This window comes from Paenibacillus sp. CH40 (assembly GCF_024213605.1).
Lineage (GTDB): Bacteria > Bacillota > Bacilli > Paenibacillales > Paenibacillaceae > Paenibacillus > Paenibacillus polymyxa_B.
In genome coordinates this window covers 589,691-602,597 of record NZ_JANAVQ010000002.1, presented here as the reverse complement: position 1 = coordinate 602,597, position 12,907 = coordinate 589,691, and the positions used below count along the sequence as shown (strand labels likewise).

General features: G+C 41.4%; 9 protein-coding genes and 1 pseudogene. 8 read left to right on the top strand and 2 right to left on the bottom strand.

The annotated features are described in order from the left end of the window. Window positions 1-69 precede the first annotated feature (69 nt). From NLX73_RS09240 to NLX73_RS09205, 8 genes and pseudogenes are all read left to right on the top strand, one after another. Window positions 70-1,950, top strand: a complete 1,881-nt coding sequence (locus NLX73_RS09240) for a beta-glucoside-specific PTS transporter subunit IIABC (RefSeq protein ID WP_254325956.1) — start codon at window positions 70-72, stop codon at window positions 1,948-1,950. Between the two features lie 73 nt (window positions 1,951-2,023). Then, on the top strand, window positions 2,024-3,433 hold the full coding sequence (locus tag NLX73_RS09235; protein ID WP_254325955.1) for a glycoside hydrolase family 1 protein: 1,410 nt from the start codon (window positions 2,024-2,026) through the stop codon (window positions 3,431-3,433). Window positions 3,434-3,610: 177 nt separating this feature from the next. Further along, window positions 3,611-4,513, top strand: coding sequence for a LysR family transcriptional regulator (locus tag NLX73_RS09230; RefSeq protein ID WP_254326054.1), 903 nt, complete (start codon window positions 3,611-3,613; stop codon window positions 4,511-4,513). Between the two features lie 123 nt (window positions 4,514-4,636). Continuing rightward, entirely contained in the window at window positions 4,637-5,776 is a 1,140-nt protein-coding gene (locus NLX73_RS09225) for a 5-methyltetrahydropteroyltriglutamate--homocysteine S-methyltransferase (protein WP_254325954.1), read from the top strand. Between the two features lie 175 nt (window positions 5,777-5,951). Then, a pseudogene (locus tag NLX73_RS09220) lies at window positions 5,952-6,998 on the top strand (IS256 family transposase); the annotation flags it as partial. Window positions 6,999-8,019: 1,021 nt separating this feature from the next. Further along, window positions 8,020-9,324, top strand: a complete 1,305-nt coding sequence (locus tag NLX73_RS09215; RefSeq protein ID WP_254325953.1) for a radical SAM/SPASM domain-containing protein — start codon at window positions 8,020-8,022, stop codon at window positions 9,322-9,324. 255 nt (window positions 9,325-9,579) lie between these two features. Further along, window positions 9,580-10,188 carry a response regulator transcription factor gene (locus NLX73_RS09210; protein ID WP_254325952.1) on the top strand — a complete coding sequence of 203 codons (609 nt, stop codon included), beginning with the start codon at window positions 9,580-9,582 and terminating at the stop codon, window positions 10,186-10,188. Between the two features lie 98 nt (window positions 10,189-10,286). Then, window positions 10,287-11,996, top strand: a complete 1,710-nt coding sequence (locus NLX73_RS09205; protein ID WP_250267977.1) for an ABC transporter ATP-binding protein — start codon at window positions 10,287-10,289, stop codon at window positions 11,994-11,996. 11 nt (window positions 11,997-12,007) lie between these two features. Here NLX73_RS09205 and NLX73_RS09200 read toward each other — a convergent pair whose 3' ends face one another. Next, window positions 12,008-12,463, bottom strand: coding sequence for a DDE-type integrase/transposase/recombinase (locus NLX73_RS09200; protein WP_254325951.1), 456 nt, complete (start codon window positions 12,461-12,463; stop codon window positions 12,008-12,010). Window positions 12,464-12,546: 83 nt separating this feature from the next. After that, on the bottom strand, window positions 12,547-12,720 hold the full coding sequence (locus tag NLX73_RS09195) for a hypothetical protein (RefSeq protein ID WP_254325950.1): 174 nt from the start codon (window positions 12,718-12,720) through the stop codon (window positions 12,547-12,549). Between the last annotated feature and the right edge of the window lie 187 nt (window positions 12,721-12,907).

Here is a 12,907-nt window from a genome sequence, read left to right as displayed (position 1 = left end):
TTGATCATATAGGCCTTTCGTTTAGGTATTTTTTTGTTTTCAGGCAATCTGCCCAAGAGGAGAATGAACATGGACCATAAGAAAATGGGCGAGGACATCGTACGTCTCGTTGGAGGGGAAGAAAATATCAATGGGCTTGTCCATTGTGCTACACGACTCCGATTTGACCTGAAGGATTCACGAAAAGCCGAAAGAGAAGCGCTTGAGAAGCACGAGGGGATCATTACAGTTGTTGAAAGCGGAGGACAATTTCAAGTTGTTATTGGCAGCCATGTTGCCTATGTATATGCGGAGATTATGAAAAACAGGGATTTTGGATCGAATTCCCCTGCAGCCAGTGAATCCAGTGGTAAAAAAACATCGGTCATATCCACAATCTTTGAAGTCATTTCGGGCAGTTTCTCCCCGTTGATTCCGGCGATGGCGGGCTCGGGAATGATAAAAGCACTCCTGACGGTTCTGACCTTGCTGGGATGGATGTCTGCAACAAGTGATACTTATATGATCCTGTCTGCTGCAGGGAATGCTGTGTTTTACTTTTTGCCGATTTTGCTTGGGATTACGCTTGGTATAAAGCTGAAGGCGAATCCTTATGTAGCTGGTGTGATCGGTGCGGCTCTCATGGAACCCAACTTTACAGGGCTGATGGACAAAGGCTCTGATGTATCGTTTTTAGGAATACCGGTGGTCATGATGAACTACTCCGCCAGTGTTTTCCCGATTTTCATATCCATTAGCATCTATGCGTTAGTGGATAAGTTTTTGAAAAAGATCATTCTTAAGGATTTACAGCTTTTTTTAGTTCCGATGTTGGCTTTAATGATTATGGTTCCGCTATCTGCGATGGCTTTCGGACCTTTCGGTACAGGGGTAGGAGATTGGATTTCTTCAGGTGTGACATGGTTAATCGGTGTAAGTGGCATTTTGTCAGGGATTGTTCTTGGCGGTTTTATGACCTTTATGGTCGTCTTCGGACTTCACTGGGGTTTTACGCCCATTACGATTCAAAATATCGGTGTTGGCGGTGATCCGATTGAGGCGATGGCAGCAGCAGCTGTATTTGCTCAAATTGGTGTCGCATTTGGTATCTTCCTGAAGGCGAGAAAAGATAAAACACTTAGAACTCTTGCTGGTTCCACAAGTATTACAGGATTGCTGGCTGGTGTGACAGAGCCGATTGTGTATGGACTTGTACTTCGCTTTAAACGTGTCATTCCAATCGTTATTATCGCAGGGGCTATAGGCGGTGCCATCAATGGACATTTTGGGGTGAAAATGACGGCTTATGTTTTTCACAACATTTTTGCGATTCCAGTGTATACGCCAACCTTGGTTTACGTGATTGCCATTGCCTGCTCATTCGCGGCAGCAACCGTACTAACCCTTATTTTTGGGTATGAAAGCAAGGTGAAGGAGGAGACCCCAGAAACAGTTGAATCCGTGAAAACAGCAGAACCAGAGCCTGTTGTTACAGCAACCAAGGCCGTTGATATCAAGAAAGAAACGATATACAGCCCGATCACAGGCAGGACCACACCACTGAGTCAAGTGAATGATTCCGCATTTTCTACAGGTGCTATGGGAAAAGGGTTAGCCATTGAACCGTCTGTGGGTGAGGTTGTAGCCCCAATAGATGGAGTCGTAACCTCGCTGTTCCCCACAGGACATGCTATAGGATTGACTTCCAGTGCAGGTACAGAGATATTAATTCATATCGGAATTAACACCGTTGCGCTGAAAGGGAAGCATTTTAATCCAGTGGTTAAAGAGGGCGACAGCGTGAAACAGGGGAATTTGTTAATCCAATTTGACAGGGAACAGATCATAGAAGCAGGATACGAAATCGTAACGCCTGTCATCGTCACACTGACGAAACATAAAGTGGACGTATTTGAGACAAATCAGGAGCAGATTCAAAAAAATGAAGTATTGTTAACTTTGGTTGTGTGATACTGGCAAGCATCATCACATATATGAATTGCGAACATCAAAAGGATATAACTATAACTGGAGGGACTATATCATGAAACATAATCAATTGAAGGCATTTCCTGAAAATTTTTTCTGGGGAGGTTCCACTTCTGCTTATCAAGTAGAGGGTGCATGGGACGAAGATGGTAAAGGACCTTCTGTCATTGACATGGCTAATCACGTCGAAGGGGTCACTGATTTTAAGGTAACCAGTGATCATTACCATATGTTCAAAGAAGACGTAGCTCTGATGGCTGAAATGGGCTTTAAAGCATATCGTTTCTCTATTGCTTGGACACGTATTTATCCCCAGGGCGCAGGTGAAGTTAATCAGAAGGGAATCGCGTTTTACGGCTCATTAATTGACGAACTAATTAAATACGGAATTGAACCGATTGTTACTATGTATCATTTTGATCTGCCTTATGCTCTTGAAAAACAAGGCGGCTGGTCGAAGAGGGAGACGATTGATGCCTTCGAACAATATGCTAAAACATTGTTTGAGAACTTTGGAGACAGGGTGAAATATTGGTTAACCATTAATGAGCAGAACATGCTGATTCTCCATCCCGGTTCTATTGGCACATTAGATACAAGTTTGGAAAATCCGCAAAAGGTACTGTACCAACAAAATCATCATATGTTAGTAGCGCAGGCGAAAGCGATGGTATTGTGCCATGAAATGCTACCTGACGCGAAAATTGGACCAGCGCCGAATATCGGGGTTATCTATCCAGCCAGTTCCAAGCCGGAAGATACACTGGCGGCTGATAACTATGCAGCCATTCGCAACTGGCTCTATCTGGATATGGCTGTATTTGGCCGTTACAATCACATTGCGTGGAGCTATTTGGTCGAGAAAGACTATGAGCCTGTCATTGAAGAAGGGGATATGGACATTTTAGCGAAGGGGAACCCGGACTTTATCGCATTTAATTATTATACCTCTCAAACCGTAGGAGAAAGTTTAGATGACGGAAATGATTTTTCACATACAGGAGATCAGCATGAAATTGTGGGTGAACCCGGAGCGTACCGAGGTTCCGTCAACCCCAACCTGCAAACGACGGAGTTTGGTTGGGAGATTGATCCGGTCGGCTTTAGAACTACGTTACGCCAAATTTATTCTCGCTACCACTTGCCTTTAATCGTGACAGAGAACGGCTTGGGCGCTTTTGACAAGCTTGAAGAAGGGGATGTAGTGAATGATCCTTATCGTATTGACTTTTTCAAGAAACATATCGAGCAGATTCAACTGGCTATTACAGACGGTGTAGAAGTATTCGGCTTCTGTCCGTGGTCTGCGATTGATCTTGTTAGTACCCATCAGGGCTCCAGCAAGCGTTACGGATTTATCTATGTGGATCGTGAGGAGTTTGATCTCAAGGATCTGCGTCGTATTCGTAAACAAAGCTTCTATTGGTATCAAAAGCTGATTTCCACAAACGGTGAAATTCGTTAATTAAAGTATCGTAACTAGAGCACCTCCCTAAATGGAAGATTTCCATTTAGGGAGGTGTTTATATTTTTTAAACCTTAGGGGGAGAGGCTGATTTCATTTAGCAACAACTATCCCTTTTCCAGAAGTGTGATTATGTATTATATAATAGAAGAAACACAACGGAAAGGACATCATGCATTGACCTTACAACAATTAAAATATGTCATTGAGGTTGCCAATCGTGGTTCTATGAATGAGGCGGCGAAGCGGTTGTTCATTTCCCAGCCCAGTCTGTCGAACGCGATTCGTGATCTGGAGGAAGAAATTCATATCACCATTTTTGAGCGTACCAATAAGGGGATTTCTTTGTCCAAGGAAGGCGTGGAATTCCTCGGTTATGCACGCCAGGTCGTTGAGCAGGCAGAGTTGCTGGAAAGTCGCTATCTGGATGCCAAGCCTTCACCACAGCATTTTGCTGTGTCCACGCAGCATTACGCTTTTGCTGTAAATGCATTTGTGAATCTGGTGAATCAATATGGTCAAGAAGAGTATGAATTGGCTTTGCGAGAGACCAAAACCCATGAAATCATACAGGATGTCAAAAGCCTGCGCAGTGAGATTGGAATCCTGTATCTGAACGAATTTAACGCCAAGGTCATTAACAAGCTGCTAAAAGATGCGAATCTGCAATTCAATAGCCTGTTTACGGCCAAGCCGCATATTTTTATCAGTGCCAATAATCCGCTATCCCGACAGTCTATCGTGACCATTGATCAGCTTCATCCCTATCCGTATCTGTCCTTTGAGCAAGGGGAGTACAATTCCTTTCACTTCTCCGAGGAAATTCTCAGTACGTTGTCACATCCCAAAAGCATTCGTGTCCATGACCGGGCGACCCTTTTTAATTTGCTCATTGGCTTGAACGGCTATACCATTTCTACCGGGGTCATCAGTGCGGATCTGAACGGTAACGAAATTATTTCCGTCCCTCTGGAATGTGATGAGTCTATTAATGTGGGATGGATTTGCCATAAAAACGCTGCGCTCTCCAAGCTGGCCACGGTCTATGTAGAAGCGCTGCATGAGGCGATAGGGGAATAAAAGGTTGGGTATAGCCTTAGGCTATAACTAGCTATAGTTTATTGGAGTTACCTTATAACTGGAATTGTATGTTATCTTTCTTACAAGAACTTCACTACAGAAGCGAAAAAGGAGATAACCCTAATGAGCAGCATCCTTGATAATGCATCCCAACGTAAAGTGACCCCTTTTAGACATGATATGGTCGGCAGCTTTTTGCGCCCGCAAGCGATTAAAGACGCCAGAATTCAATTTCAAAATAATGAAATCTCTGCGGACGAGCTGAGAAAGATTGAAGATAACGAAATTATCAAGCTAGTGGAAAAGCAAAAATCCGTAGGACTTCAAGCCGTGACGGACGGTGAATTCAGACGCTCCTGGTGGCATCTTGATTTTATGTGGGGTCTGGACGGTGTGGAAAAGGTACAGCTTTCGAACGGCTACCAATTCCAAGGTGTGGAAACAAGAGCGGAAACCGCACGCTTGTCCGGTAAAATTGGACATTCCCGTCATCCTTTCATTGAAGATTTCAAATTCCTGAAGCAAGTAGCAGGTGAGGATGCCATCGCGCGCCAAACGATTCCGGCACCTGCGCAATTCCTGGCCGAGCTGTTGCGCGGAGAGAATAAAGAAACAACCGATACGTATTACAGCAATCTGGATGAGCTGGTGACGGATATCGCCAAAGCTTACAAATCCGTGATTCAAGCGTTGTACAATGAGGGCTGCCGCAGCTTACAACTGGATGATTGCACATGGGGTATGCTCTGTGATAAAAACTATTGGGAAGCTAGACAGCATGCGGGTGAGAATGTGGAAGATACCAAAAAGCTGTTTGCCCGTGTGAATCAGGAAACGGTGAAGGATCTTCCAGCCGATTTGGTCGTTACGACTCACGTATGCCGTGGTAACTACCATTCCACCTGGGCATCTTCTGGCGGCTATGAGCCTGTAGCCGAAACTCTGTTCGGCATCGACAACATCGACGGCTACTATCTCGAATTCGATACCGACCGTGCAGGTGATTTCACACCGCTTAAGCATCTGAAAGATCAAAAGCAGGTCGTACTGGGCCTCGTTTCCTCAAAAACGGGTGAACTGGAAGACAAGCAGATGGTCATTAACCGTATTAAGGAAGCGACTCAATTCGTTGACATCAACCACATTTGCCTCAGCCCACAATGCGGCTTCGCTTCGACAGAAGAGGGCAATATTCTGACAGAAGAACAGCAGTGGAAAAAGCTTGCCTTCATTAAAGAGATTGCGGACGAGATTTGGAAGTAAGGGTTATAGGGGGATAAATAGGTTTTATTAACTAAAGGTTTCTGCTATATAAAAGACTAGGTGAAGGTGTCATTCATCATTAGCCTTGGACATTATTGAAAAAGAGTGTCTCATGAGTCTGTAAAATAGATTGTGCAAACTCCTAAACCTAGTAAATGGAAGTAATCGAATGGTTACGGTGGGGAGTGAGTACGGCGAACAAGAGATTGCTGTTCCTCGGGATCAATTGGATGGATTTGAGACTGTCGTTGTTCAGAAGCATCAGCCCAACGTAACGGGCATTGAAGACCAAATCATGGCCCTGTACGTCAAAGTAGTCAGCATCCGTGAATTCAGGATCACTTTCAGCATCTGTACGGCGTCGAGGTGTCCCCGACGCCCATTTCCAGTGTCACGAACAAGATCATTCCGCTCATCAAGGAAAGGCAGAAGCGGCCACTTCAAGGCGTGTACGCCATCGTATACATGGACCTACCGACTTCAAGGTGAAGCAAGATGGGGCCATTGCGGACAAAGCGGCCTACATGGTCATCGGCATGGATTTGGATGGTAATAAGGATATATTGGGCATGTGGATGGACGAAAACGAATCCTCCAAGTTCTGAATCAGCGTGCTGAATGACTTGAGAAATTGCCGGGTTCAGGACATTCTCTTCATCTGTGTGGATAACCTGAGTGAGTTCTCTAGGGCCACTGCCGCCTGCTATCCCGAGACTGAAATTCAAAAGTGCATCATTCACTAAATTCGCAATTCCACCCGGTACGTGACTTACAAAGATCTCAAGAAAGTCACCGCCGATCTGAAGCCGATTTACAAGGCAACTACCGAGGAAGGCGCACAGTTGGAGCTGGAATGTTTCGAGGAAATCTAGAGTGTAAAATACCCGATCATTGTACGTTCCTGGCAGAACTACGGGGAAGAACTTTCGCCCTTTTTTAGTTATCCACCGGAGATCCGTAAACTGATTTACACTACAAATATGATCGAAAGCTACCCTGGCAGTTGCGTAAAGTGACGAGAGGCAAGAGTATCTTTCCCACCGATAAAGCTCTGCTTAAAATGCTCTGCCTGGCGACGATGGATGTCACCCGCAAATGGACGGGGCGCATTCAGAATTGGGGCCAGATGTTGCTACAACTTTCCATTTTCTTCCCGGAAACGAGTTGGCGACCACCTACATTAGAAATGCGAAATCCCCCTCCCGGGGGATTCAATCAATAAGAGTTTACATAAAAATTTTGAAAGACTCTGCCTCATCAATCGTAAAAACCAAAATAATGATGGATATTTTGAACTGCGTGATTTTGAAGGCTAGATTTTTGTCCTTTGGCACACTATTTTCGTGTTATAAAATATCTAGAGTCAACTATTTCTTTGCTAATAACTCATCAGCTTTAGCAAAGTTTTCCCCCTCTCTCACTAGTCAATTGTCTGTTTTCTTTCATACCGTGCCGGTCAACATCTTCGAAAAAAGAGTATCCTTCTCTATGTAGTAATATATAACAAATTTTTACATAAAATTATTGACAAGCCCTTTTACCTGGGGTTACATTGGCAATCATTTAATTTAAATTCAGTGGAAGAACGAAATAGGTGATCCTCCCTTTAGGTCACTTTTTTTCCCAATCAGCAACTACATCACAATTCTCTTCTTGTCGCAAGTGATGGTTGGAATGTAGTTCAATCCAGACACGCGCATGTTATTGATTATCGGGGCATCATTCATTGCGATCGTCTTTGTTGGATATTTTGTCTCTAGCATAGAGGAAAACAGTAAGAATCGAAGAATTAGAGAATACCTAGGAGGCTACTAAATATAGATCCTACCGAGGACATTCAGTTTATCTCCTGGATTCGCCCGGTTTTTTGCCAAGGTAAGCCATAAGTGGCTTGGAGAAATGAGACGTGGTCTACGCGAGAACATTCGAGGGGCCCTTTCGTGATTGGTATAGACAATGTAGTCCTTGGCACCGTTACTAAAAATTCGCATAATGTTCAACAATTATAATTGATAGTGTGAGGACTTTACTTTTAAATTATTTATTAACTAATAAACGGGAGACTAATCGGAAAAAACTATTTTTTGTGGTTTGCGGTTAATTTACGGTGATTTTCCCGAAAATTAATGGTAAAATATAAATATATTAATATATGAATGATTATTATCCGCTTAATGGAAATTTTTTATGCGCTGAAAATGAAGTCAATCTAGTACCTAATACTAAGATTGGGAGGAATGAATATGGAAATCTCATCTTACAACGAGTACTTGAAACTGGATGGGGTAGATGATGGAAAGTATTTAATATATAACAGTTTAACTAACGGTTTGGGAGAAATAAAAAAGGATTTGTATGATGCTCTTGTTAATAAGGATTTTTCTCACCTTATACATTGTGAAGAGTTGGAACATTTAATTCAGGGACAATTTATATACATGCATCCCATTGATGAGTTGGAGACGATGGAGAAACTGTTTACTGCAACAAGGTATCAGAAACACACATTACACCTCACTATTTTGCCTACCTTTAATTGTAACTTTAGATGCTCTTATTGTTTCGAGAACCTAACGGAAAAATCGGGTAATCGTTCATTTACAACTCAAGTACAGCAAGATATTTTGAATTATGTACAAACCTCTATGGAGGCTTCAGATTTGAAGCATGTAGTTGTAAATTGGACGGGGGGAGAGCCGCTTCTTGAGTTTAAGAAGGTCATCCTTCTTATGGAGAAAATGAATGCAATGGCTGCGGAAAAACACATCGAAGTGTCACACGATATGGTAAGTAATGGATATTTACTTACTAGGAGGCGTGCTGCTGTTTTGAGGGATTTGGGCTTGAAAAATATTCAGATTACAATAGATGGTAACAAATCAAATCATGATAAAAGAAGAGTTCTGGAGAACCGACAGGGGACATTTGATCAAATTATAGAAAATATTAGAGAAACATGTGATCTAATTCACATAAGTATACGTTCAAATGTGGATCTCCATAATGTAGATTCATTAGAGGAATATATGGATTATATAATGCAACAAGACTTCAAGGAAAAGGTTAGCATCTATTTCTCTGCTACCACCGACTACGTTGCGGGAGGCTGTTCAAGTAGCGGTAGCTGCTTTGCGAATCAGGAGTTTTCGGGAATCATCCTGAGCTTGTACGAGAAAGCGTTAAGAAAAGGGCTAAACATTTCCTATTACCCTCAGTATGCTCCTGTTATCTGTGCTGCTATTGCAGCCAATTCAATCGTTGTGCAGCCAGATGGATGGATTCAAAAATGTTGGAATACCGTAGGAAACCCCAAGTATACCATAGGTCATATTAGTAATTTAATAAATTTAGATCAACGTGCAGAGAAGTGGCTTGATTATTCACCCTATAAAGTTGAAAAATGTCGAAGTTGTTCTGTTCTACCTTTGTGTGGTGGAGGATGTGCGCAACAAGCATTTGAAAGTAATGACAAGCAGCCTGTTTGCTGTGAATACAAATATAATTTAAACGAAATGTTAAGATTTAATTATTATCGACTTGAATTGTAAGCCTCACCTTTGTCCGTATCTAATCTGTTGTGACTTGAAAGGAGGTGAGGAAAATGCGTTGGATTATTGAGCCTAAAGCACTTCAAAGCTCAGTTGTACCAGCTGGTTTTTGCTGGGTAGATAATAAACATGGCTGTATTATGTATAAATCTTAACCTTAAACATCTATGGCCGCCTGTCTTATGTTAACAGGCGGTTATTTCTCTACTCGAAAAATCGAATAAGTATGTATACAATGCATAGGGGGTTAGATGAATGTATAGCATATTACTTATGGATGATCATCTTGAATCAGGTGAGGTTACTAAGTCATTTATTGGACAAGAAAGATTTTTTTGTGTCACACGTGTCGCCTCTACAATCGAAGCTGCAGAGGAAATGGTGAAATATAGTTTTAATCTCTGTATTTATTATCTGAATAAGATTATCTTGGAAGAATTAGAGCATATACGTGGGATTCAGGCTATACCTATACTATTTGTCGGTCAGGTTCATACGTATACAATGATAGATAAGTTATTACACATGGGAGTTATAGCATTTATTGATAAAGAATTTTCCTCAGAACAATTGATTCGAGCTGTTCGAAGTGCATTGGATGGAATCGCCGTTTTACCCGTATCTCTGTTACAACAGCTGCATCACCATGAAGGAATGATGGATTATGTACCGCTTAACAACAAGGAGCGTTCTATTTTAGAGTGGATTGCTGAGGGAAAAAGTAACAAGGAACTCGCTACTATTTTCTGTGTCAGCCAACGGACAATTGAATATTATTTAACTAATATTTTTAATAAATTCAAAGTTAGTTCCAGATTAGAGGCTGTAATTGCCGCAAAACGTAGAGGGATTATTAATGTGTAAGGCTACAATTCTTCAGCAAAATAGTAATATAAATATATCATAGCGTGGCGACCAGTGAAATAAATGAATACTATGTTTATTATGACGGGGGCTAAGTGATGATTGTATTTTTACTAAAGTATAGATACAAGTTAATGTTGCTCATCACATTTATTATTCTGTCGAGTCTAATGAATATGTATATGGCCTTTATCTTCAAAGACCTGGTAGACGTTGTTACCGTAGGGAGCGAGCAAGAGTTTGTCGGGACAGCTATTTTGGCCTTATCTTTTATTGTGATAGGTGCAATTCTTAGGCTATTAACTAATTTGTTCCATGCTTCTTATATTCAGAAGACGATGTTATATTTGAAAGAAGTTGTTTTCGGACATATTATGAATAAAAGCCTGACTCAGTTTTCTGCTTATAACAGTGCTAAATATATATCTATTTTTAGTAATGATATCAAGATGATTGAAGATGACTATTTTAAAAACATATTCTCGTTAATTGGAATGTGTATCTCGTTTTCAGCATCCTTAGTTGGCATGTTTCTGCTCAGTCCTACTATTGTAATTTGTCTTCTTTTGTTAACGCTCTTATCCATGTTTATCCCTCGTATGTTTGAGAAAAAACTGGTAAATCGAAAGAGAAAAGTGGCCGATGCTGTAGAGAAATTCATAATTAATACGAACGATATGTATTCAGGATTCGCAGTAATTAAGAGTTTTGGCATTGAGAAGTATGTCAAGGGGCAATATGATCATCTTAATAGGGAAGTAGAAAAAAATAAATATGCATTTTTGAGATTGAGTGCATGGGTTACCTCTATAAGTGAAGTTTTCGGCGGCTTTATGTTTATTTCGGTGTTTATCATCGGTAGTTTTCTCACATTACGGCAGCTTATTACCTTAGGGACCATGATTGCTTGTGTACAATTGACCAATAGTATCGTCAATCCAATACAAATGAGCATTCAATATATAACTCAGATTAAATCATTACGTGATATATCGGCAAAGATTACAGACTTTTTACATACAGAGCATCAGGATGTAGCGTACATTCACAAACCGACGATTAAGAATAAGATTTCACTAAAAGAAGTATCTTTTGGTTATAAAGAAAACAGTTTTAATGTTCACAGGTTGAATATGGAATTGCAACAGGGAAAAAAATACGCCTTGGTAGGGCCGAGCGGATCAGGAAAATCAACTGTGTTACGGCTCCTTATGAAACAGTATGAGAACTATGAAGGTACGATTAGTGTGGACGATGTGAATTTAAAGGAGATTGATGTTGAGGAGTGGTGCCGATTGGAGTCTGTACTACATCAGGATGTTTTTTTATTCGATAGCAACATTAGGGATAATATTTTACTATACCAAACGTATTCAAATGATGAGATCGCTGACGTAATCCTAAAATCCGGTTTGATTACATTAATAAATAAGTTGCCAGAAGGTATAGATACCCAGGTTGGAGAGAAAGGAAGTATACTGTCTGGGGGGGAGAAGCAAAGGATAGCGATTGCAAGAACCTTGATACGTCATACTCCCTTATTGCTAATGGATGAACCGACTTCGTCACTAGATTATGAAACGGCAAATGCTATTGAAGAAACTGTACTGGATTTGGAGAACACTACTTGTGTAATGGTTACTCATCGGCTGTCAAAATCAGTGCTAGAACGATATGATATGATCTTTGTATTCGCTGATGGAACAATTGTGGAGCGGGGAACATTTTGTGAATTAATTGAGCTTCAGGGGTATTTTTATCACATGTATGGGATGGCTGAGGAATCAGCTATGATACGAGATAAATGAAGTTTAGTGAATTAATGAACTTTTCTTATTTGTTCTAACCTTCTGGCGAAACATGCTGATTTGGGCGCTAACCTGATGCAGCATATCATGGTAAGCATGAGGCGTGCACTGGAATCCTGGTTGCTGTGAATGACCGGTCTGGTCACGTCCTTAAGCTTTTCAAAGGACTTCGCAAAGGTTCGCAGAACCAATTCGCTATCATTAAGAAGGCTGATGTGGTAGACTACAATCTCATTGTTTAACAAGTCTTTAATCACCCAGAGATAAAGCCACGTATCCTGTACATGATATTGTGTCACATCCATTACCCATTTTTGGTTCGGTTGCTCCGCCTGAAATGCTCGCTTTAAGAGATTTTCGATCACTCGTTCTGTAAGCAAAACCTTATAATTCATATGCTGTTTGCGGTGAATCTGCGAGCGGATACCCAGCGTCTGCAAGAGCCACAGTGCCTTCTTGTGGTTCATCCAAACTCAGTGATCGTGAAGCAGTAACAATTGGAACTGGCGGTATCCATAAATTCTTTCGTAGCGTCGATATACCGCTTGAATCAGTGCCTTTGCTTGCCATCCCGGTCGGTATCCTTGCGCTTCAAATAGGCGTAATATTCACCTCTAGACACCCCGAACAACAGACAGAGTTGGATCACCAGGTATTCGGTTGCTAACTTTGCGATCATAGCATTTTTTTGTTGCTCTCCTCCTGCTTCCAGTTTTCCAAACACTTTTTAGCATTTCATTCTCCCGTTTCAACTGTTGCACATACTGATCTTGATTCTTGTATTCTTCATGTTCCCCCTGTTGGACTAACAAGCCGAATTCGCCTTGCTCACGATACTTCTTATCTATCGCTTGACCTGATTCTGAATCTCCAAATGCTTGGTAATCTGTGGATAGGTCCACTTTTCTTCG